Genomic DNA, 22,629 nt, shown 5'->3' with positions numbered 1-22,629 from the left:
GAAGTAATGTTTGAATCTAATGATGATTTTTTCGATAAAAATGAAGTCTCTGGGATTAAGCCGACTTCAAATGATCACCCTAGTTTTAAGCCTTGGCACAAACCTAGAAAACAATTCGTGCGAGAGAATCAATGGTGGTCCGCTATCAATCAACTAGTCACGAGGTATAGCAATCACTATGAATCCATCCCTACCATACGGTATTTTGGCTTACCGGGCGGAGACCTTTTAGATGTTCAATATATTAAAGAAAAGCTATCTAGCACTACAAAAAATCTACTCGTACATGGTTTCATCAGCAACCCTGAAGATAAATGTCGCGCGGATTCCAGAATCGCGGTTCTAACAGACGACCCGAACATTCATGAGGAATCCAGAGTTGATAGGTTCAATTTTGCGTCACTTGAAACCCAAAACTCTATAAGTTGGAGTCGAATCAAAGAGATTGGCCCCTATCACTTCATCAATCTGGACTTCTGCGACGGAATATTTAAGGCTCAAACCCTATCTTCGATGATGCTTTTACTGAATTACCAAATTCAGCGATTTATAGAAACCCCATGGATGTTTTGCTTGACCACAAGAGTAGATCGCAATGGCGTGAACAGAGACCTATTTGATAAGCTAGAAAGTGTTCTCGAAAATCTCAATGCGGAGGCCATCCTAGAACTTCTTGAAAATCAGTTTTCAGACGCTTTCACAGTAGTTACTCAGGCGATGTCATTGTCTGACGATAGCCTGTCAGACGCCAAGTTTTCAGAAATTTTGCAAATTTGCGTTGTAATCTGGGTGGTTTTGTATGCCCTAAACCACGGCTGTAGAATTTCTCTCATTAGCTCATGTAAATATAAGGTAGATCCAAGCAGTACGCGTCCGGATATGTTTTCCTTCGTATTTAGGTTAAGAAAAAGCGAAACGGTAATACCCGATGAGACAGGCTTAGCATCTCCAGACTTTTCTCCAGCACTAGAAGCTGATGAAAGACTTGACCTGCAGCGTCAAGCCTTATCTAGACTTTCTGAGAGCCTCGATGTAGACGCACATTTAGAATCGAATTCAACTGTTCATCGCCAGTGCGCAAAGAAGATGGAAGAATTGCTAACTGTCTGTGGATGGGATGTATCCGATTACATGGATCAGGTATGTCCGGATCTTATCTAGATGGTTTGTGTTTTCGTTGAGTCACTTTCGTATACAATTTCCAGTAAATAGCGATGGTAATTTTTACACTGACAATGCTTGATGTTTCAGCGTGCAAGGCTGGAGACAAAATGGTCGTCAAACCAGATACTTTTGGAGCCTTGTCGAAAATCTAAGCTCTCATTCTGGAAAATTGCACTTCGAAACACGACAGCTATAGATAATCTTGGTCGATGCTAAGCGGGTTTAGAGCAATTACATCAATTTTTTAGAGGTATAAATATTCTATCTTCTTATATCTCCGAGGTCGCTTGCTAAAACCATTACAGATGATTGACCCTATGGCTCGATGACTTTTGTACAACGTGGTCTGATCAAAGGATATCTGCCCTCGAAATTCTCGCTTCCAAAGGAAATATGTAACGATTTCACTGAGAATTAACTTTGGTTGACTAAAGCGCTGCTATCTCCACGATGAACATTCCAGACACTCTACAGTGCTTTCTCGATATACAAGCTACTAGCCAAGTGGTGACAACGTTAATCATTAGCAGAGACGAGTCTTCGAGAGATTCACCTCCCGCACAGTATGGACGAAGTCTCGCACCTTAAGGAGCAGGAGAACTTAGTCGCATGTATACCTCCGGTATTATCCAACCCAAGTCCATTACATTTTTTGACATCTTTATGCTCTTAGATTTCGCTCAACGACTTGCCTGCCTGTTCTAACTCATTAACTTTCTCCTCAACGATTTCTGGCGAGGGAGGAAAAACCTCATGGGATATAAATCTATCTTCATTCTCACTGTACCCGGCGTACAGTTTTCCATCGAAGTACAGGTAATCGATAAAGTAATCAAACCCATAGAATTGGTAGCCGCCATCCGCATAGTAGGTGCGCAGTATGTCCATGCCTAACTGGGAATGCTTTAGATCAACCCCTCCGCTTGTCACCGGGTACTGGAACCCATGCTCCTCACTTTTTTGGTAAACAATTTCACCATTCTCATCGAGCACAGTGCCACTGGTGAGAATCGTCAGCCAGCCATTGGCTGGATCCGTTTTCCAGGCTGGAACAAAGCCGTGCGCAAGGACCTCCAGCGGGTGCACATTGTCCAATTCAACGGGTTTGAGTTCAAATTGTTGGGTAATAAAAGTCAGGGACCCTTCGGGACGAAATACGTAACTGGAAAAGTCTGTATTCTCTGTAAAATCTACCCGGTAAGTTTTTCTGCCGTATTCTTCCTCAAATTTGTCAAGGGAGATTTTAAAGCCGAATTTTTCTTCAACGGCACGCAACCTTTGTTGAACCAGATCCTCGGCAGCGCGCTGAGCTTCCTCCTGGGAATCGAGCGTTTCACCCTGGTACTCTGCCGGTAGAGCAATACCAGATACAATGTCGTACTCACCGTGACTTCCGAAGGTGCTTACCAGTCCCGCACCAATTTCAAGCGCGGCTAATCCGAGCCCCAGCTCCGACAGATAGGGATCATTGTTCAAGGCAAAATGCGCGGTAGAAGCACTGCTTATACCTGATTTCAGCGCATCGGAGATCTCAGCGTTTTGCTCATTAATACGCTGGAGAAACTGCCTTCTGTTTCCTGGTTTAGCATAAACCTTGCGATATAGCTCAATTTGTCGAGTTCGATTTGTTCGACCTCCATCTCGACATTCTCTTCCAAACGATGATCTACGTTCCAGGCTGTTGTAGAGCAACCAGACAGCAAAGTTGCTCCTGCAACCGCTGCGATAATAATTGAATTTTTATTCAAAAATCTCCTGAGAATATCCATAGCGCCCCCTTGATATGTAACGAGTACATATACGTTTATCTAATCCATTAAGAGGGGATATTTATATTCGAGAAAAATTTATTCTCAAACTTTTTCCTATGAATGCCAGGATATAAGAGGAAATGAGCAGATCCAGATGATTTTTTGGAAATGCAGCCGAATGATTATTGCGGTATTAATGCTATAGGTTTTTCGCCCATGCTCGTTGATACATCGCTACATATGAACTGTGATCACTTTTCTGCAACGCAGTATTTTCTCCCGCAGAGACGCAATGGCGCTATCTGGGTGTATTCGCCCGTAACACACCACCTAGTATTCGAATCATGGAAAAAATCGGCGCGCATGCAGGCGTTAATACCTACATTGGTCGGGACTCACGATTTCCTACTACTGAGAACCGCTACGACTTCAGGAAATAACGGTTTTTTTTCATTTACACGTGCGAATTCTTATATCCCTGGCGCCGGTGCAATGATTCAAGCATTAGTGTTCTGACTTCGATACCGTTTAACCAACCCCCTCTGCCTAATCTGCCCCAACACCAAACTCACCAGCGGATGCAGTTTCTTCACCCGCTTGGCCGCACCCCAGCGTTTCAGGTAGCGCTTGATGATCGCCATGTTGGCAAGGCCACTAAGGGTTTTGTCTTTCCAATTGGCGGTGGGGATATGTGGGCGGTGTTCGGGTGTATTGGCCCATTGATTGGGGAGATCCGGTTGTACCGCCAGGGCGCTGGCAATACCCACCACATCCACGCCGGCGGCGAGCACGTGCTCGACGGTATCGAGGCCGCGGATACCGCCGGTGGTCATTAAGGGTACCTGGCTGACTTTGGCCAGTTGTTCGGCGAATTCCAGAAAGTAGGCTTCCCGCGCGAGCGTGCTGTCATCGACGGTGCGGCCCTGCATGGCGGGGGCCTCGTAGTTGCCGCCGGAAATTTCGATCAGGTCCACACCGGAGCCATTCAGCATTTGCACCACACGCGCGGCATCGAGCTGGTCGAAACCGCCGCGCTGGAAATCGGCGGAGTTGAGTTTAACCGCCACTGCAAAGTCCCGGCGCACGTTGGCGCGGATGCCCTGCACCACATCCATTAACAGTCGCGCGCGATTTTCCAGGGTGCCGCCCCAGCGGTCTTCACGCTGGTTGGTGCGCGGTGACAGGAACTGGTTGATCAGGTAACCGTGGGCGCCGTGCACTTCAACTCCATCAAAGCCGGCACGCTCGGCCTGCATGGCGGTGTTGATAAAGCGCTGGATAACATCCTGGATTTCCTCTTCGTCCATGGCCTTGGGCACCGGGAACATGCCGGAGTGTTTGCCCATATCCAGCTGGATGGCAGACGGTGCCAGTGCCTTGCCGCCCATGGCCTTGAATACCTGGCGGCCCGGGTGGCTGATTTGCATCCATACGCGGGTGTGGTTGGCACGCGCAGAAAGGGCCCACTGGCGGAAGGGTTCGAGGTCCTCATTGGCCTCCAGCGCTATACCGCCGGGACCAGTCATGGCCAGCTTATCGATCATCACGTTGCCGGTAATAATCAGCCCCGCGCCGCCCTCGGCCCACTGCCGGTACAGATGCCGGATCTGCCCGCCGGGCTGCAACCGGGCGGTGCCCATGCCTTCTTCCATGGCGGCTTTGGCGATGCGGTTCTTGAGGGTCTGGCCATTCGGCAGCACCAGGGAGGCAAACGTCTGCTCGGACATAAACAACGGATCTCGTAACGCGGGAAACTTGCGATGCTTGTGGTAATACAGAAATGTTAAAGTTGAAGCTAACTTCAACTTCAAGGCCTTTGGTTAACCAATTGCCGTTCTACCCGGAGGCTTTCAACCTCCCTTAGCTGTCAGAACATGATTATGCGCATAGGTTCCCTCGCTGAGCAAACCGGCGTCCCGGCTTCCACCATCCGCTACTACGAGCAGCGCGACCTGCTGCCCGGTGTGACCCGCACCGCCGGCGGCAACCGCCGCTACAGTGACGAGACCGCCATGCGCCTGCAGATGATCCGCGGGCTGCAGTCACTGGGGTTTTCCCTCGAGGAAATGGCGGTGTTCTTCCGCCCCCATGAAGAGTTCGAGCCCGACAGCGCGCTGCAGGCGATCGATACCCGGCTCGGAGATATCCAGCAGCTGATCAGCAGCCTGCAGCAAAAGCACGCGACGCTGACTGAAGTGCGCGGGATGGCGATCAACGCGTGGGAGAAGCGGCGCTGCCTGGTATCGGAGGACTTGCAGAGGATGGCCGAGGTCATGGAAGTGGGAGAACAATAACCGCGGCGATTATTCCGCTGTGATAAAAAATAGTTTTTCTGGCTGCCGACAGCGCAGCCCTTAACCTTCGGACAGTTGCTGTGTGAACTCGTCGAATACCTCGGGGAACCCCTCGGTACTTAGCCAGCGCGCCACTTCATCGAGATTGACCGGCTGCAGGCGTGTAACCATCAGCGCCTGCGCCAAACCCTGCTGGTCCTGCCAGTACCTTGCGGATTTTGCGAGCAGGCGCATAACTGACATCGATCAGGTAGAGATCCTTCGAGACATACGCTTCGCTGGAGTAAATAGAAACGCAGGATCCACCGGTCAGGACGACCTGGATACCATCCAACTCAAGCTGCGTGCAGATACAGGCAGCGAGCTCTGCCCGGAACAGGCCTGCGATGCTCATAATGGCTTCCCTGTCCGGCGGGGACGGCGGCGGCTCACTAGGAGATCTTCGCGTAACTTCGACGGCAGGCGATCGAGGGCCGCGCGCAGCAGGGCCCGGGTCTCTGAAAGAAATACAAAACGTGGATTAAAACGAAACACACGGGTTCGTCCGACCGTCTCGCTCACCAGGAGGCCATCCGCTTCCATCCGATACAGGTGATTTTGCACCACGTTGAGGCTGAGCCCATAGAAGTCACTGATCTCACGGGCATAGCCGGACTCTCTTGCCTCAAGGAAGAGCAGTGTCCGTTCCGCGCCTTCTGAGCCGAGGAGTGCTTCCAGCATCTTGCGACCTAGTTATTGGGTTATATGACCTAAATTATCGGTCTTATGAGTTCGAGTGCAAGTACGCAGAAGGAGCGCTGCGGTTAACCCGAACGAGATGCATGAAGAGACGAAGCAAGCCCGGTAAAAAATTGCCGGCATGGGTAAGTCGCGCTTTGAGCGCGCAGCTCAATTACTCCGCTGCCGCGGCTGCACCGGTTTTGCTGGATTCGTACTGCTGCATTAATCGCTGCGCGCGCTGGAGCTGCTCTTTGGTATGCGCCCAGTCCACCACGCGCTCGAGGAAGTGCACGGCGCGCTCTTCAATACCGGCCTTGATCATGGTTTCTGCGGCGAGGGCATTGGCGGAGAAGCTGGCAGGGTTCAGTTCGATAATGCGATCCACCTCATCCATGGCCACGCGCTGGTTGCCGAGCGCCCAGTGGATGCGCACCAGTAAATGTTCTTCGCCGTAGAGGGCGTTCTGGCTTTTGGATAACCCCAGGTGGTGCAGCGACTGCTCCAGCAATTCGCGGCCACGCTTGGGCTGGAGGCGCGCCTGTTCATACAGAGCGCGGCCCAGATAACCGTGCCCGACCGCGCTCAGCGTGGGTTCCTGCAGCAGGGCTTCAATGGCCTTCTGCAGCTTTTTCATATTCTTGTCTTCACGTACTGTCAGCACGGCCAGTGCGGCCTGCACTTCGGCACTGAGGCGCTCGTCGTGCTTATCTATCATTGCTTTGACGTAGGGGCTCCAGCCGCGCACGGCGAGGGCGAGGCGCACCTGCAGATTAAAGGCTTGTTCGTCATTGAGCTCGGCCACGGCCACATAGTTGCTGACCTGGGGGGCCGGAATACTGACGCCATTGGTTTTGTTCTGGTTGAGGTAGTTATCCAGGTCCAGTTGGAGCGCATTCGGCTCAACCCCGAGGGACTCAAAAAATACTTCGGGGGCGTGCTCGCCACTGTTGTAGCGCACCAGGTAATCGATGAGTCCGGCGGTATGGTTTTGCAGGCCGTTCTGGTCGGCTAGTAACAGCCGATGAGTGAGCAACCAGGCGGTGGCATAGAAGCCGGTGGTAAATTGTTTGTCGGTTTCACTCTGGCCACTCAGGCGTTCGCCGGGGGCGAGTAGTTGTTCCACCGGCAAAATGGAATCCCGCGCGATCCAGTGGGCGGCCAGGTCCGGCAGCTTGCCGACGATGGCATTATCGCCATCAAACTGCATGGTCGAATAAAATTCCGCGAGACCCTCGCCGTACCATTTGGGGAACTGGAAACTGCCGAGCCGGTGCACGAGGAAGTGCACATACTCGTGGTACATGGTTTCGTTATTGCCCCCGGCCCCCACTACCATCAGTGGATGTCCGGTACGGTCGATAAAAAAGCCGGCCACGTTGTCGCGGTTGATCAGTTGGCGCAGCGCGCGGTCATTGCGAATCAGGTAGATTTCCAGCGGGGTGCTGTGGGCGGTTTCGGGAATGCTGAGGAAGTTATGCACCGCCTGGCGGAACAGCTCGAACTCCTCGATCTTTTGCAGGCTGACCTGTTCGGAGAAATCCGAGTAGACAACAAAGTTTTCTGACTGGTATTGGCGCCAGTCTGGGGTGGCGCTGGCGTAGCCGGCCAGCAGTAGTGCAGCGAGAAAAATGACTGTCGATGCCACCCGGTTTCGCCACACGCCAATCACCCCGACTGCTGTTCGCTCACGCCATACCTTGGCATTTAGCTTAGTGGATTACAGTTCCGCTGTCCCATCCGGTTCTGGTTGGGCAGTGACGGCCTTGTGCGCATCGGCCTCCCGGCTCAGCTTTAGTACTCTGGCCAGCCGTTCAGCCTCTTCGCGCTGACGCTCAGTATGGGCCCAGGCGAGTACGTTGCCCACGAAGTAGTCCGCATTGTCCTGCAGACGCGCCTTGATGGCATATTCTGCCGCCAGGGCATTGGCCGAGAAGCTGGCCGGGTTGAGCTGGATGATCCGGCTGAGCTCGCGGATCGCTGCATTTTTCTTGCCGAGCAGCCAGTTGACCTCCACCAGAATGGACTCGTGGCCATACAGCGCATTGTGGTCGCGGGCATGCTCCAGGTGCCCCAGCGCCTCAGCAAGCATGGCATCGCGGCCATAGCCGGGCTTTCTGGCCAGGTCATATAGGGCGTGCCCCAGATAGGCGCGACCCACCGGGCTCAGGGACGCGTCCTCTGCCAGCGCGGAAAGCGTTTGCTCAAAGTCCGGATCGACTGTCTCTTCATGCCCTTCGAACACCGCCTGCGCCGCTTTCAGTTCACCGGTGAGCGGCAGCTTCTGCTTGTCGAATAGTGTTCTGGTGTATTCACTCCACCCGCGCACCGCGATATGCAGGCGCAGATTCACGCTAAATGCTTCCTCTTCACTCAGTTCGGTGACGCTAATTTGTGGATTCACTTGCGGGGCAACCAACCCCGCGCCGTTGAGCCGCCGTTTGCGCAGGTAGCTGCTCAGATCCTTGCGGAATGCCTTGTCATCCATTCCCAGTGATTGCAGAAACTGGTCGGGATCATGTTCACCCTGATTGTATTTGATCAGGTAATCCGCAACGCCTTTTTTATAATCCGGCAATCCGTTTCGATCACCCAACAAAATTCGGTGGGTCATTACCCAGGAGGTGGCATAAAAACGACCGATAAAGCGGTTGGCAGTTACGCTTTTCTCAGACAGCTTATTGCCTGGCGCGAGCAGGTCATTGGTCTTGAGCATCGAGTCATACCGCAGCCACTGTGCGCGATCTTCCGGCACCTTGCCGATCACTGCCTTGCCGTCTTTGAAGGTCATGGTGGAGTAAAACTCGGCCAGCCCCTCGTCATACCATCTGGGCAGTGTGACGGCACCAAACCGACGCACCACGAAGTGAATATATTCGTGATACATCGTTTCATTGTTCCGACCAGGGCCGACGACCATCAGCGGATGACCCGTTCTATCGATAAAAAACCCGCTCAGGTGTTTTGCATTCGCGAGTTTGTTGAGCTTGCGGGAGCCGGAAATAAGGTGAATTTCCAACGGTGTTTTGGTTTTTTCTTCGGGAATACTCAGGAAGGTATGTATCGACTTTCTGAAGAGTTCGAACTCTTCGATACGCTTGCGGGTTTTCTTTTCGGAAAGCTCGGAGTAGACCACAAAACTGTCGGTTTCGTATTTGCGAAGATCAGCGGCGCCTGCAACAGGGAGATGAACAACGACGGACAGGACAAGCGTCGCGAAAAGAAAGGACGGTTTCATGGTGTGCGCACCTTATGATTCGTGCGCCCGAAGTTATAACAAATTCGATTCGCCCACAATTGGGCTAATAGCGGGATACCCGATAGTTACTCCCGGCGATATCAGCCCCGGTTACAATTATCCCAGTGGGGAAGAGCGCTAACCACGCCGATTGGGTTAGCGCTCTGTTTATGTCAGACAGTACTTAGTCTTTAAAGACCTTGCCGCCCTTCATGACAAAATCCACATCCAGCAACTCTTCGATATTGTCGAGCGGCGAGCCTTCGGTAGCGATGATGTCCGCATGCTTGCCCACTTCGATGGTACCGAGGGAATCGGTCATATCGATCAGATCGGCGGCGTTTACAGTAGCGGATTTGAGGATCGCCATATTGTCCATACCGGCCTCGCTCATCAATACCGCTTCGCGCGCATTGGTGCCATGCCTGGACACACCGGAGTCGGTCCCGAACGCGATCTTCACACCGGCATCCACCGCCTTGCGGAAGTTACCGCGCATATCAGTGCCGACGCGGATGGCTTTTTCTTTCTGTGCTTCACTCAGTACATCGGTGTTCTTGGCCATCTGCACCACGGTGTCACCGGCCAGCAGGGTGGGTACCAGGTAGGCGCCGGTCTGGCGGAACAGTTTGTGCGAACGGGGACCCGCGTAGGTGCCGTGCTCGATACTGGCAACGCCGGCTTCCAGCGCGGCGATAATGCCGTCTTCCTGGTGCGCGTGGCTGGCGACTTTGCGACCCATACGCTTGGCTGCCAGCACCACTTCTTTCAGCTCGTCCATTTCCATCTGCTGGCCGGTGCCAGTGGCGCGATCGGTGAGGACACCGCCGGTGGAAGTAATCTTGATCAGGTCAGCACCGTACTTGATGGCATGACGGGCCGCGCGGCGACAGTCGTAGGGGCCATCACAGACGGTCTTGGTCTTATGGTCATGAAATTCCATCAGCTCCGGGCTAACGCCGCTCACGTCCGCATGGCCACCGGTAATTCCCACGCCCCCGGCCGCAATAATGCGCGGGCCATCGACCCAGCCTTTGTTGATGGCATCGCGCATTGCATACATTTCTTCACCGCTGTTACCCACGTCGCGCACGGTGGTAAAGCCGGCTTCCAGGGTACGGTTGGCAAACATCTGCGAGCGCATTTGGGTCAGCGGCATGGACATTTTCAGGGCTTCGGAATCGTTCTTGGGGCCGAGCTCGCCCTGCAGGTGCACGTGCATATCCATCAGGCCGGGCATCACGAAGCTGTCTTTCAGGTCGATCACGGTGGCGCCGTCACGATTTACGTAGCCAGCGCTCACACCGGTGATCTTGCCGTCTTCGATCACCACACTCTGCTCTTTTAAGGGCGCCTCACCGGGAACGGCGAGCAACGTGCCGGCATGGATCACGGTGGTGTCTGCCAGTGCAGAGGAGGACATCAGGGCAGCGGCTGCGGCCGCGAGGAGGGCGTGCTTCATGGTCTGTGTACCTAATTATTGTTGCGGTACACGCTAAAGGAATTTGCCGGGGATGACAATTGGGCTACCAGCCAAGCGGCGCTTGCGCTTTTTGGCGGGGAGACAGCCTGCGCCCCGGTAAGTCACCGGAGGCGCAGGCCAGTATCGTTTAGATGATTTATGAACGATAAGCGCTTTGCATCAACCGCCGATAGAGGCCGCCAGGCGCATACTCTGGTCGATGGCACGCTTGGCATCCAGCTCGGCTGCTTCGTCTGCGCCGCCGATCAGGTGATACGGCTTGCTCAGGCCTTCGACCAATGCGCGTGCCGGTTCCTGACCCGCACACAAAATGACGTTGTCGACGTCGAGCACTTTGCTCTCGTCACCCATCTTGATGTGCAGGCCGTCGTCATCAATCTTCACGTATTCACAGCCCGGAATCATCTTGACCCCTTTGTTGGCGAGGCCGGTGCGATGGATCCAGCCGGTGGTTTTACCCAGTTTGCCGCCCACCTTGCTCGCCTTGCGCTGCAGCAGGAAGACTTCGCGCGGTGAGGCCGGTACTTCTGCCTCAACGCCTTCGATACCACCACGCGCCTGCAGGGTCATATCCACACCCCATTCGCGCATAAATGCTTCGATATTCTGGCTGGTGGCTTCACCGGCATGAGTCAGGTATTCGGACACATCGAAACCGATACCGCCCGCACCAATGACGGCGACTTTCTTGCCGACCGGCTTTTTGTCTCTCAGTACATCGAGATAACCCAGTACTTTTTCGTGGTCGACACCGGGGATGGCCGGCACACGCGGGGTAATACCGGTGGCGAGAATGACTTCATCGAAGTCGCTGTCGTTCAGCTGCTCAGCGTTCACCGGTGTATTCAGCTTGAGGGTCACGCCGGTAGTCTCGATACGGCGGCGGAAGTAACGCAGGGTCTCGTAAAACTCTTCCTTGCCCGGAATCTGTTTGGCGATATTGAACTGGCCACCGATTTCGCTGGCAGCATCAAACAGGGTGACGTCGTGGCCACACTCCGCCGCCGAAGTGGCGAACGCGAGGCCGGCAGGGCCCGCACCAATGACGGCGAGTTTTTTCACATTGGTAGCCGGCAGCAGGTTCAGCTCGGTCTCGTGACAGGCTCGCGGGTTAACCAGGCAGCTGGTCATTTTCAGGCTGAACACGTGGTCCAGACAGGCCTGATTACAGCCGATGCAGGTATTGATTTCGTCACTGCGGTTTTCCGCCGCCTTGTTGACGAAGTCGGCATCCGCCAGGAACGGGCGCGCCATGGAAACCATATCGGCATCACCGCGCTGCAACACTTCTTCGGCCACTTCCGGCGTATTGATCCGGTTGGAAGTAATCAACGGTACCGACAGTTCTTCACGGAACTTGGCGGTAACCCAGGTAAACGCGGCACGCGGCACCTTGGTGGCAATAGTGGGGATGCGCGCTTCGTGCCAGCCGATGCCGGTATTGATAATGGTGGCACCGGCTTTTTCGATGGCTTTACCCAGCGTGACGATTTCCTCGTAGCTGCTGCCACCTTCGACCAGGTCGAGCATGGACAGGCGGTAAATAATAATAAAGTCTTCGCCCACCGCTTCGCGCACGCGGCGCACTACTTCTACCGGCAGGCGCATACGGTTTTCGTAACTGCCACCCCAGTCGTCATCTCGCTGGTTGGTGCGCGCAGCGAGGAACTGGTTAAGGAAGTAGCCCTCAGAGCCCATGATCTCCACACCGTCGTAGCCACTCTCTTTGGCCAGTACGGAAGTGCGCACGAAGTCGACGATCTGCTCTTCGATCTCGTCTTCGGTCGCGGCCTTGGGCATAAACGGATTGATCGGTGCCTGGATGGCAGACGGTGCAATGGGGTTTTCGTTAAAGGCGTAACGGCCGGTGTGCAGGATCTGCATACAGATCTTGCCGCCTTCTTTATGCACCGCATCGGTGATCAGGCGGTGATCTGCGCAATCCTCTTCACTCCACAGCATCTTGGTGTGCTCGTGGGTGGCAGCGCGCTTGTTGGGGCCGAAGCCACCGGTGACGATCAGGCCAACGCCGCCGCGGGCACGCTCGGCAAAAAACGCGGCCATACGCTTGTGGCCATCGGGTGCTTCTTCGAGGCCGGTGTGCATAGAACCCATCAGTACGCGGTTGCGCAGGGTGGTGAAGCCCAGGTCGAGGGGCTCGAGCATTTTCGGGTAAGGGCTGGCGGAGGTGTGACTCATGATCTGCTACCTAAAATTTGTGGACATCGTTACCCGGGACACACCCGGGTATCGTGGAATGCGTTGGCGTATCAGGCGAAGCCGGCGGCAACGACACGCGCATTCATGTGTTCGAATACTTTCTGCAGGCCGTTGAGGGGCCGCAGCATCACTTCGAAGTGAATAATCTGGCCGTTGTCATCCCAGCGAATCAGGTCGATACCCTTGATGCTTTTGTCTTCGACCGTGGCGGAGAACTCCAGGGCCATATCGTTGCCGTTAACCAGCTGACGGTGGTACTGGAAGTCCTGGAAGATATCGATCACGTTCATCAGGATGAACTGGGTTACGTCGCGCCCGAGCTTCGGCTTCCACACGGTGGGGGAGTGGAACTCCACCTGCTCTGCCAGCAGTTGCCGCAGCAAGTCCTGGTCTTTTTCAAATACAACCTGATGCCATTGTTCTAAACGTGGGTCGGTCATCGCCTGTCTCCCTTGTGCTGTGCTGGCTCTGTTTGTCGTTCTTGTTCGGGCTGTGTTCTGTGCCGGCCGCGCGGTGTGAACGCCCGTCCACCATCGCTATCGCCGGCGGGAAGCCGGTTTGCGCCTTCTTGACACTGTCAAAATATGCTCAGCTACCATATGCCGGCGTTTTGACAGTGTCAAGATGGCCTGTTAGATTGCGTGACATGACCACATCTACCAGCCGTACCAGCAGTTACCACCACGGGGATTTACGCCAGGCCCTGGTCAATGAGGCCGTGCGTATCATTCGCGAGGAGGGGGAGAGCGCGCTGTCGATGCGCAAGCTAGCGCTGAATATCGGTGTGTCCCGTACCGCTTCCTACCATTACTTTTCCGACAAGCAGGCGCTGCTGTGCGCCATCGCCGAGGAGGGCTTTCGCCGCTTCAACGTGATGCTGGCGGAGGTTCATAAGAACGGGCAGCGGGACCCGAGTGCCGAGAGCATGAAAGAATTTGTGCGCGGCTATGTGCAGTTCGCGACCGAGCAGACCGAGTATTACGACCTGATGTTCGGCGGGCATATCTGGGAATCCCGCACTTTTACCGACTCCCTGCGGGAAGAAGCCCACAACAGCTTCCGCAACTATGTGACCAGCGTGCGCCGCTGGAAAGACCATGGCCAGATCGCCGCCAGTGTGGATGCCCTGCGTTTTTCACAGGTGAGCTGGAGTACCCTGCACGGCATCAGCCGCCTGATTATCGATGGCATCTATGTGGATTCCGCGGCGATCGACCCGATCTGCGACAATGCGGCCGAGATGTTCTGGCGCGAGCTGGCGCCCTGACGTTCGCTATGCTGACCACACCGCAAACTGTCATACACTGAACGCCTGTTCCCCAGGAAAGCCTCCGCGATGGACAACCAACAAGCCAACAACCCGCTGCACGGCGTTACCCTCGAGCGTGTCGTCACACGACTGCAAGAGCACTATGGCTGGGATGGGCTGGCCCAGAAGATCAATATCAACTGCTTCAAGTCGGACCCGTCGGTGAAATCTTCCCTGAAGTTCCTGCGCAAAACCCCCTGGGCCCGCACCAAGGTCGAAGCGCTGTATATCAAGACGTTCGCCAAACCCTCGCCCTGGCAGCAGCGCAAGTAAACCTGTCTCGATTTTGTGCACCCCCAGCACCAGAGCGCTCTCTATACTAGGGCGACTGGCCCCAGCTCACGGGTAACCGCATGAATGACCCCCACAATCTACAGCGCTTCATCAGTGCCCAGGATGGCATTTATCCACAGGCACTGGCGGAGATCCGCGCGGGCGACAAATGCTCTCACTGGATGTGGTTTGTTTTTCCGCAGATCGACGGTCTTGGCCGCAGTTCGATGGCCCAGCACTACGCCATCAAAAGCCATGCGGAAGCGGAGGACTATCTGGCCCACCCCATATTGGGCCGTCGCCTGAGGGAATGCTGCGCGGCGCTACTCGCGGTGCGTGGACGCACCGCCCACCAGATTTTCGGCAGTCCGGATGATCGGAAGCTCAAGTCTTCGATGACCCTGTTTACCCAGGTCGAGGGTGAGGAGAGTGATTTTCAGGCGGTGCTCGACCGCTATTACGACGGCGAGCAGGACGACGCGACACTGGAGATTCTCGGCAGCCTCAGTAGCTGACTCCCAAAGCTTCAGCCTGCCATGGCCGGGTTACCCGGCTCCACAAACAGCTTGGCCACATAGAGGATGGCCAGGATCAGCATGGCCCAGCCACCGACGGTACAGAGTTTACGGATATGCGCCTCGCGCTCGGGCGTGACCGGCTTGTGTAATTTGGGCAGCGGGCGGCCGCGGCCCAGGGCGAGCAGGTAGAGGCCCAGCAGGGTGTTGATCACTGCCATGATGATTTCGAACATACTGCCTTCCTTATATGTCTTTTAACGCGCTTTCGGGGATACCCGATAACGCCCCCTGCCATGGCCGGCAGTCTAGCCGAAAACCGAATCGATAGCGGCGCCGGCGTCCGAAAATAACCATTGACTGAAAACTATCCAAAGGTCACCTTTCAGACCAGCGAATGTGTATTTTTTACGCATTGGCGACGCTTTTAGAGAAATTCGCACTAACGGCTTTCGAAATCCGCGACATTTGACCGAAAAGTAACCTATTGAGGCCCTCGCATCTCTGGTATTCTGCTGCCCAGAGAATTGGACGAATGTACCAAGTACAAAAATCGGCACCTGTATCTAAGATAAAAAGGTGAGTCCCGCGCCAGACAATTTCGGCCATGGGATTAAGCCAACAGAAGGACGAGCACTACCGTGAAGACAATTCCGACCAAATTTCTGCTGGCCGCTGTGCTGGCCACCTCCGCCAGCGCCGTAATGGCTGCCGGCGATGCAGCAGCCGGCAAGGCCAAATACGCCACCTGCGTGGCCTGCCACGGCGCCAATGGCGAAGGTAACCCCGCCCTGAACTCCCCGGCCATTGCCGGCCAGTCTGCCGCTTATGTCGAGCGCCAGCTGAAACACTTCCGCTCCGGCCTGCGCGGTACCGCAGCTGGCGATACCTTCGGCGCACAGATGCGCCCGATGGCGCTGGCGCTGCCCGATGACCAGGCCGTCGCCGATGTCGCCGCCTATGTCGCGAGCCTGCCGCTGGCGAAGCCCGCTGCCACCGTAGAGGGCGATGCCAACGCCGGCGCCAAGCAGTACCAGAGTAAGTGCGGTGCCTGCCATGGCAGCAGCGGCCAGGGTAACGAAGCGTTGAATGCGCCGCGCCTGACCAACCTGGGCGATGCCTACCTGATTCGTCAGGTAGAGCACTTCCAGAAAGGCATCCGCGGTGGCAAGCCGGAAGACAAGTACGGCATGCAGATGAAGATGATGGCCAACACGGTCAACGAACAGCAGCTGAAGGACATTGCCGCTTACCTGAACTCCAAGTCAGAATAACAATCCAGGCGGCCACTGGTCGCCCCGAACGGCAGAACATAAAAAAAGATGTATCCAAAAAGCCTGATGAAAAAAGCCACCCAACTGGTGGCAGCCTGCATTGCGACGGGTGTGGCCGCGACAGCGAGTGTTGTGTCGGCCGCGCCTGCAATCACCCCCACTTCTGAAGCGCCCATCGAGCTGTCCAAGTACTGCCCGCCCGGCTTCGAGCGTACACGCTATAACCAGTGCAAGCTGCGCAGCATGTACGACGGCTACAAATCCCTGGAAGACTCCGGTGTGGGCGGCCTCAAGACCGCATTGCCCGATGTGCGCGATGGCTTCAGCCCGCAGCAGATCGACCTGGGTCGCTACCTGTTTTTTGATCCCATGCTGTCCGGTGATAACACCCTGTCCTGTGCCAGTTGCCACCACCCTGACCTGGGCCTGGCCGACGGCCGCCCGCGCAGTGTGGGTGTCAACGGCCACGAGCTGACCCGTGCCGCACCCAGCTTGTGGAACGTGGGCTTCCTGAAGAAATTGTTCTGGGATGCGCGCGCTGACGATCTGGAAGAGCAGGTACTCGGCCCGCTGTACTCCCCGGTGGAAATGGGCAATAACCCGGTCAAGCTGCTGAAAGACGTGGGTGGCAACGCGACCTATCAGCGCCTGTTTAAGGAGGCCTTCCCCGGTGATGAATCCGAAGAGCCGACCCTGCAGCAGATTTACACCGCGATTGTCGCATTTGAGTCCTCGCTGATTTCCCTCAACAGCCGCTACGACCAGTATGCCCACGGTTACGAAGACGCCCTGACGGCGAACGAAAAAGAGGGGATGAATATTTTCCGCTCCTTCGTCGCGCGCTGTGCCGAATGCCACACGCCGCCGTTGTTCACCCACCAGCAGGTGGCGGTGATCGGTGTGAACGAGCCGGAAGGCCTGCCGTTCGATCCGGGTGCCGGTGCCATCTACGACAACCCGACCTGGCACGGGGGCTTCAAGGTGCCGTCACTGCGCAATATTGTGAAGACCGCGCCGTACATGCATTCCGGTACCTTCGACAACCTGCGTGACGCCACCGAGTTCTATACCCTGGGCCGTGGCCACGCGCTGCCGAAGGAAGAAAAGGATCGCATGATCCTGCACTGGCATATCTGGGAGCCCAACCTGACCGACGAGGAAATTGACCGTCTGGTGGACTTTATGGGTACCCTGACCGATGAATCTTTTGCTCCGAGGATCCCTGACCAGGTTCCCTCCGGGCTGGCTCCGATTGGCACCTTGCCGCCGGCGCTGCAAACGCAGACTGCTGCACAATAACCAACGACATACACAACAATAACCGAACCACAGGATTTTCTTATGGCGAGTAAACTCGTAACCCTGACCGCGGCGGCGGGCCTGCTGGCAGTGGGTGCCTTTGTCGGCAGCCAGCTGGGCAAGGACAACAGCGCGACCATCGTTTCCAGCGAAGACCGCTACGCGGAGAGCGGCGAACTGAAAACCAGCACTGCCCAGTTCGACAGTTCTGTGGGCGCCAGCGGCTCTGGCGACGTGTGGGAAGTCAAAGATGGCGAATCTATCCAGGCCGTGGTTAAAAAGGCCAAGTCCGGTGACGTGATCAAGGTTTATCCGGGCACCTACTCCGAGACCGTGTATATCGATAAAGACGATATCCAGCTGTCCGGTGTCATCGTTGATGGCGAATGGCCGGTAATGGAAGGCCTGAAAAAGCACAACGATGCGATCCTGTATTCCGGTAACAACATCACCGTCGAGAACTTCCGCATCCAGCACTACAAGGGCAATGCGGTGATGGGCCAGGCGGGTAACAACTTCCTGATCCGCAACAACCACGTGATCGACACCGGTGTGTACGGCATCTTCCCGCAGCTTGGCAAGAACGGCCTGATCAGCCACAACGTACTGAGCGAAATTGAAGATGCGGCGATCTACGTGGGCATGTGCGACAACATCCACGTAAGCCATAACGAAGTATTCAACAGCGTTGCCGGTATCGAAATTGAAAACACCCGCAACTCGATTGTTGAAAACAACTACGTGCACAACAACACCGGTGGTGTACTGGTGTTCATTACCCCTGGCCTGCCCATCAAGGACACGGTCAACACCATCGTGCGTAACAACTTTATCGTGAACAACAACACCGCCAACTTTGGTGCCGAAGGCTCCATCGTTGCGGGTGTTCCGGCCGGTACCGGTATCCTGAACATGGCGGGCGACAAGACCACCATCGAAGGCAATATCATCAGCGGCAACAAGAACATCGGTATCCTGATTACCGACCACCACAATGCGCCGAACCTGACCCTGGACCCGGACTCCGATCCGGACTCCGACGAAGTGGCCATCCTGAACAACTTTATGTTCGACAACGGCACCGACCCGATCCCGGAAATCAAGGCCCTGAAAACCCTGGCCCTGATGAACGGCCCGGTGGATATCCTCAACGTGGGTAACAGCAAAAACAGCTGTATCCTCGATCGCAACCAGTACCCAACTGTGGGCCTGAGCGATTTCGGTACCTGTGGTTTCACCAACACCAACGACGTGGCCACCTTCCTGCTGGACGAGCCGGCGCCGAAGCGTGAAATTGCCGCGGCAGATATGGGCAAAGCGGCTTACTACGGCGTGTGTGCCGGCTGCCACGCGTACAACGTGCGCATGATTGGCCCGCCCACCCAGATTATCCAGGCGCTGTACATGGATAACCCGCAGGGCATTTACGACTACATCACCAACCCGACCAAGAAACGTGATGACTACCCGGAAATGCCGCCGCAGAACCACCTCTCCGAAGAAGTACGTATGGCTGCCGCCAAGTACATGCTGGAAGTGGAGCGTGTATGGGTGAACTCCGAGAACCCGGAGAAGATCAAGAAGGATATGGAGAAGGCCAAGGAGCTGGAAGACAGCCAGGGCTAAGCCGCCTTATCCAGACCTCCCCGAAATGCTTGAAGCCCGGCCCAGTGCCGGGCTTTTTTGTTGTGCTGTGGCGCAGTTTTTCACTCGATTTGGCGGCAACCCATCACATCCCATCACAAGCGTTACGCAGGCGCTGGCGAGCGCCACTTTACAGATGCTATGTTTGGCGGTTCAAAACCGGGACAGGGATTATTACCGGTTGGAGACCAAGCAGTACCTGTAAACACAATAAAAGGAGCAGGCCATGCGCAACGCAAATTGGCTGGTGGCGGTATTGTTAGTCGGCACCCTTGCCGGCTGTCAGTCAGAAGAAAAAACCGAACAAATTGAAGAGCAGTTATCCACAGCAGCGGAGACCGAATCTACCGCTGCAATGACCGTTGAAGCAAAAGAAGAAAAATCTGAACTGATCCCGCGCGCGGAACTGTTCGGCAACCCGGAAAAATTCCGGGGCCGTATCAGCCCGGACGGCATGACCGTTAGCTGGCTGGCGGCAGTCGACGGGGTAATGAATATCTGGGTGGCACCCACTGCCGCACCGGAAAAAGCAAAGGCCATTACTGCCGATACCGGCCGCGGTATCCAGGTATATCACTGGGCGCCGGACGGCTCCTCCATTCTGTATTTGCAGGATAAGGGTGGTAACGAGAATGACCACCTGTACAAGGTCGCGCTCGATACCGGTGAAGTCACTGACCTGACGCCGATGGATGATGAGCACAAGGCCCAGATAGTCGGCGTCAGCTACAATCGTCCTCACGTCATTGCCGTTGGCCTGAACACCCGCAATACCCAACTATTTGATATCTACGAGATTGACCTGAAAACCGGCGAACAAACCCTGGTGATGGAAAACCCGGGCTATGGTGGCTGGCAGCTCGACAACGACCTGGTGCCCCGTCTTGGTTATCGCCCCTTGCCGGACGGCGGTCTGGAACTGGTCTCCGTGCACGGTGATAACGCCGGCGAAGTGGTGTTCACCATCGCCTCGGAAAACATGATGGATTCCAACCTGCTCGGTTTTGCCGGCGATAACCAGCATGTCTACCTGACCGACAGCAGCGGCCGTGACAAGGCGGCCCTGGTCAAGCTCAACACCGAGACTGGCGAGACCAGCGTGCTGGCGGAGTCCGACAAGGCCAGTATCAATGCGGTCATCCAGCATCCACAGACGCACAAGCCGATCGCCTACTCGGTGAACTACCTGAAGAACGAATGGTTCGGTCTCGGCCAAACAGGCGCAGCGCAAATCGCCGACCTGTCCACTGCCATCAACGGCAGCCTGCAAATCCTGAGCAGTACTGCCGACGGCAAGCAGTGGGTCATCTATGCAGACGACCCGCAGGCACCGGGCAGCTACTTCCTGTTCGACAGTGAAAAAGGCGAAGCCAGCCTGCTGTTCAATACCCAGCCCGCCCTGGCGGCGCGCAACCTGCAACCGATGCAGGCACTGGAAATTGAAGCGGGCGACGGCCTGCAGCTGGTCAGCTACCTGACCCTGCCCGCCGGCAGTGACAGCGATGCCGACGGTATTCCCGAAGAGCCGGTGCCCCTGGCGCTGACTGTGCACGGCGGCCCCTGGGCGCGCGATGAGTACGGCTACAACTCCTGGCACCAATGGCTGTCCGACCGCGGTTACGCGGTACTGTCGGTGAACTACCGCGGCTCTTCCGGTTTTGGTAAATCCTTCACCAATGCGGCCATCGGCGAATTCGCCGGCAAGATGCACCAGGACCTGCTCGATGCAGTGGAATGGACCGTAGACCAGGGCATTGCCGATGAAAACAAAGTCGCGATCATGGGCGGGTCCTACGGTGGTTACGCCACCCTGATCGGTGTCAGCCATACCCCGGACACCTTTGCCTGCGGCGTCGACATTGTGGGCCCGTCCAACCTGGCCACGCTGATCGAGTCCTTCCCGGATTACTGGAAGCCGTGGCTGGCCGGCACCTGGTACAAGTTTGTCGGCGACCCCGCAGATCCGGCGCAGCGTGAAGAAATGATCGCGCGCTCGGCCATCTCCAAGGTGAACCAGATTCGTGTCCCACTGCTGATTGGCCAGGGCGAAAATGACCCGCGTGTGATCAAAGCGGAGTCCGACCAGATTGTGGCAGCAATGGAAGCCAAGGATCTGCCGGTCACCTATGTGAACTATCCCGACGAGGGCCACGGTTTTGCCCGTCCGGAAAATCGCCAGTCCTTCTACGCCATTACCGAAGCCTTCCTGGCAGATTGCCTGGGTGGTGAGGTCGAGCCGATTGGCAATGCCTTCGCCAATTCGAGCCTGGAAGTATTGAAGGGCAAGATGCTGGTCGCAGGCCTGTCAGACGCGCTCGAGGATCAGCTCGAGGCCGCGGAGCCGATCGAAGAAGCGGGAACTGAAACCAGCGAGTAGTTAGTGCTGGCACCCGCGTAAAGAAAGCCCCTTAACCGGGGCTTTTTTATATCTATGTAATGTACCCCGGGTGTAAAGAGCGACTCAGGATTTGTCCAGCTCTTCCATATACGCCTCGAGCAACAGGTTACTGGTCGCGCCCTTGCGGGTGATGGCAGAGAAATGGGTGACGTAATTGCGCTCGGCCACATCGATAGCGCGCATCTTCCCCTGCGCCACCCAGCGCTCGGCAAAATGAGTGGGCAGGAAGCCGATAAAGCGCCCGGTGAGAATCAGGAAGGCAGTACCCTCACGGTCGGTACTGGTAGCGCTCGCCTTCAGCAGTTTCTGTTGCTGCTTGATATCCGCCGCCTGTGGATAAGCCGGCACCACCGCATCGTAGTTAGCCAGTTCACGATTGGTCAGGTGCTCGACGTCACCCTGGAACAGCGGATGCTGGTCACCGCAGTAGAGCAGGGATTCCTCCTCATACAGCGGATGGTAATCGAGCCCCGGCAGGCTGCGCAGATCAGGCACCACACCAAAATGCAGACGGCCGTCGACCACCGCCGCCTCGATATCATTGGGCGGCATCATGCGGATGTTGTAGACGATATCCGGCGCGCGCTCTTTGAGGGACCGCAAGGCACCGGTTACCCGCATGTGCGGAATGGTCACGAGGTTGTCGGTAATACCGATATTGAGCTCGCCCACCAGCTCGGTATTGATGGCATTGATCTGCGCGCGGAAGGTTTCCAGGCTGCCCAGCAACTGCAGCGCTGCCTGATACACCTGGGTGCCCTGTTCGGTGACTGCAAAGCCACTGCGCCCCCGCTGGCACAGCTTCATGTTCAGCAGGGACTCGAGCTCGCTCATGGCCTGGCTGATGGCCGGGCGGCTGATATTGAGCTCCACCTCGGCGGCGGCAAAACCACCGGATTCCACCACCACTTTGAACACCCGCAGCAGGCGGATATGGGCATCCCCGAGGCGCTGGGGCAGAAGGCTCTTGCTGGCAGTGGTCATGGGGCGCTCACGGTCATTTTGGCGGTGTTTTCCGGTGAATCCGGACCCCCTGATTATAGGTAAGCA

At 55.9% G+C, this 22,629-nt stretch carries 22 protein-coding genes; 10 read left to right on the top strand and 12 right to left on the bottom strand.

Features of this window, described 5'->3' with window-relative positions:
- The first annotated feature begins 6 nt into the window (after positions 1-6).
- A complete protein-coding gene (locus tag ACXAD0_RS04270) occupies positions 7-1,161 on the top strand; it encodes a PP_RS20740 family protein (RefSeq protein ID WP_475087113.1) in 1,155 nt (384 codons plus the stop codon).
- Positions 1,162-1,833: 672 nt separating this feature from the next.
- Here the strand turns inward: ACXAD0_RS04270 and ACXAD0_RS04265 are convergent.
- The 3 genes from ACXAD0_RS04265 to ACXAD0_RS04255 form a co-directional block, all read right to left on the bottom strand.
- Positions 1,834-2,640, bottom strand: a complete 807-nt coding sequence (locus ACXAD0_RS04265; RefSeq protein ID WP_475087112.1) for a hypothetical protein — start codon at positions 2,638-2,640, stop codon at positions 1,834-1,836.
- 38 nt (positions 2,641-2,678) lie between these two features.
- On the bottom strand, positions 2,679-2,933 hold the full coding sequence (locus ACXAD0_RS04260; RefSeq protein ID WP_475087111.1) for a hypothetical protein: 255 nt from the start codon (positions 2,931-2,933) through the stop codon (positions 2,679-2,681).
- A gap of 479 nt (positions 2,934-3,412) precedes the next feature.
- Positions 3,413-4,642, bottom strand: a complete 1,230-nt coding sequence (locus ACXAD0_RS04255; protein WP_475087110.1) for an NADH:flavin oxidoreductase/NADH oxidase family protein — start codon at positions 4,640-4,642, stop codon at positions 3,413-3,415.
- Between the two features lie 147 nt (positions 4,643-4,789).
- Here ACXAD0_RS04255 and ACXAD0_RS04250 point away from each other — a divergent pair, with 147 nt between their 5' ends.
- Entirely contained in the window at positions 4,790-5,209 is a 420-nt protein-coding gene (locus ACXAD0_RS04250) for a MerR family transcriptional regulator (protein WP_475087109.1), read from the top strand.
- Between the two features lie 136 nt (positions 5,210-5,345).
- Here ACXAD0_RS04250 and ACXAD0_RS04245 read toward each other — a convergent pair whose 3' ends face one another.
- From ACXAD0_RS04245 to ACXAD0_RS04230, 4 genes are all read right to left on the bottom strand, one after another.
- On the bottom strand, positions 5,346-5,603 hold the full coding sequence (locus ACXAD0_RS04245) for a hypothetical protein (protein ID WP_475087108.1): 258 nt from the start codon (positions 5,601-5,603) through the stop codon (positions 5,346-5,348).
- A complete protein-coding gene (locus tag ACXAD0_RS04240) occupies positions 5,600-5,929 on the bottom strand; it encodes a winged helix-turn-helix domain-containing protein (RefSeq protein WP_475087107.1) in 330 nt (109 codons plus the stop codon). Before ACXAD0_RS04240 ends, ACXAD0_RS04245 begins: the two co-directional genes overlap by 4 nt.
- Before the next feature lie 172 nt (positions 5,930-6,101).
- The gene (locus ACXAD0_RS04235) at positions 6,102-7,574 is read right to left on the bottom strand and encodes a tetratricopeptide repeat protein (protein WP_475087106.1); all 1,473 of its coding nucleotides are present in this window, start codon (positions 7,572-7,574) and stop codon (positions 6,102-6,104) included.
- Positions 7,575-7,646: 72 nt separating this feature from the next.
- Positions 7,647-8,813 (bottom strand): hypothetical protein, encoded by a 1,167-nt coding sequence (locus tag ACXAD0_RS04230; RefSeq protein WP_475087105.1) that lies wholly within the window; start codon positions 8,811-8,813, stop codon positions 7,647-7,649.
- Between the two features lie 39 nt (positions 8,814-8,852).
- Here ACXAD0_RS04230 and ACXAD0_RS04225 point away from each other — a divergent pair, with 39 nt between their 5' ends.
- Positions 8,853-9,182: a hypothetical protein gene (locus ACXAD0_RS04225; protein WP_475087104.1), complete on the top strand. Its 330-nt coding sequence runs from the start codon at positions 8,853-8,855 to the stop codon at positions 9,180-9,182.
- 166 nt (positions 9,183-9,348) lie between these two features.
- Here the strand turns inward: ACXAD0_RS04225 and ACXAD0_RS04220 are convergent, their stop codons facing one another.
- From ACXAD0_RS04220 to ACXAD0_RS04210, 3 genes are all read right to left on the bottom strand, one after another.
- Positions 9,349-10,626, bottom strand: coding sequence for an amidohydrolase family protein (locus ACXAD0_RS04220; RefSeq protein ID WP_475087103.1), 1,278 nt, complete (start codon positions 10,624-10,626; stop codon positions 9,349-9,351).
- A gap of 180 nt (positions 10,627-10,806) precedes the next feature.
- Positions 10,807-12,846, bottom strand: coding sequence for an oxidoreductase (locus ACXAD0_RS04215; RefSeq protein WP_475087102.1), 2,040 nt, complete (start codon positions 12,844-12,846; stop codon positions 10,807-10,809).
- Positions 12,847-12,917: 71 nt separating this feature from the next.
- The gene (locus ACXAD0_RS04210; protein WP_475087101.1) at positions 12,918-13,307 is read right to left on the bottom strand and encodes a nuclear transport factor 2 family protein; all 390 of its coding nucleotides are present in this window, start codon (positions 13,305-13,307) and stop codon (positions 12,918-12,920) included.
- 206 nt (positions 13,308-13,513) lie between these two features.
- Here ACXAD0_RS04210 and ACXAD0_RS04205 point away from each other — a divergent pair, with 206 nt between their 5' ends.
- The 3 genes from ACXAD0_RS04205 to ACXAD0_RS04195 all read left to right on the top strand — a co-directional run bounded on the left by ACXAD0_RS04205 (position 13,514) and on the right by ACXAD0_RS04195 (position 14,964).
- The gene (locus tag ACXAD0_RS04205; protein WP_475087100.1) at positions 13,514-14,134 is read left to right on the top strand and encodes a TetR/AcrR family transcriptional regulator; all 621 of its coding nucleotides are present in this window, start codon (positions 13,514-13,516) and stop codon (positions 14,132-14,134) included.
- 69 nt (positions 14,135-14,203) lie between these two features.
- Complete coding sequence (locus tag ACXAD0_RS04200) at positions 14,204-14,449, top strand: VF530 family protein (protein WP_475087099.1); 246 nt, start codon at positions 14,204-14,206, stop codon at positions 14,447-14,449.
- A gap of 80 nt (positions 14,450-14,529) precedes the next feature.
- Positions 14,530-14,964, top strand: coding sequence for a DUF1810 domain-containing protein (locus ACXAD0_RS04195; RefSeq protein ID WP_475087098.1), 435 nt, complete (start codon positions 14,530-14,532; stop codon positions 14,962-14,964).
- Positions 14,965-14,975: 11 nt separating this feature from the next.
- Here the strand turns inward: ACXAD0_RS04195 and ACXAD0_RS04190 are convergent, their stop codons facing one another.
- Complete coding sequence (locus ACXAD0_RS04190; RefSeq protein ID WP_475087097.1) at positions 14,976-15,200, bottom strand: hypothetical protein; 225 nt, start codon at positions 15,198-15,200, stop codon at positions 14,976-14,978.
- Positions 15,201-15,605: 405 nt separating this feature from the next.
- Here ACXAD0_RS04190 and ACXAD0_RS04185 point away from each other — a divergent pair, with 405 nt between their 5' ends.
- The 4 genes from ACXAD0_RS04185 to ACXAD0_RS04170 all read left to right on the top strand — a co-directional run bounded on the left by ACXAD0_RS04185 (position 15,606) and on the right by ACXAD0_RS04170 (position 21,558).
- On the top strand, positions 15,606-16,238 hold the full coding sequence (locus ACXAD0_RS04185) for a c-type cytochrome (RefSeq protein ID WP_475087096.1): 633 nt from the start codon (positions 15,606-15,608) through the stop codon (positions 16,236-16,238).
- Between the two features lie 66 nt (positions 16,239-16,304).
- A complete protein-coding gene (locus ACXAD0_RS04180) occupies positions 16,305-17,537 on the top strand; it encodes a cytochrome-c peroxidase (RefSeq protein ID WP_475087095.1) in 1,233 nt (410 codons plus the stop codon).
- A gap of 42 nt (positions 17,538-17,579) precedes the next feature.
- Positions 17,580-19,163 carry a parallel beta-helix domain-containing protein gene (locus ACXAD0_RS04175; protein ID WP_475087094.1) on the top strand — a complete coding sequence of 528 codons (1,584 nt, stop codon included), beginning with the start codon at positions 17,580-17,582 and terminating at the stop codon, positions 19,161-19,163.
- 244 nt (positions 19,164-19,407) lie between these two features.
- Positions 19,408-21,558: a S9 family peptidase gene (locus ACXAD0_RS04170; protein ID WP_475087093.1), complete on the top strand. Its 2,151-nt coding sequence runs from the start codon at positions 19,408-19,410 to the stop codon at positions 21,556-21,558.
- 84 nt (positions 21,559-21,642) lie between these two features.
- On the opposite strand, the gene ACXAD0_RS04165 is transcribed toward ACXAD0_RS04170, so the two are convergent.
- A complete protein-coding gene (locus ACXAD0_RS04165; protein WP_475087092.1) occupies positions 21,643-22,563 on the bottom strand; it encodes a LysR family transcriptional regulator in 921 nt (306 codons plus the stop codon).
- Between the last annotated feature and the right edge of the window lie 66 nt (positions 22,564-22,629).

This window comes from Microbulbifer sp. ABF4_148, from assembly GCF_056158985.1.
This window is presented reverse-complemented; position numbering and strand designations above follow the sequence as displayed.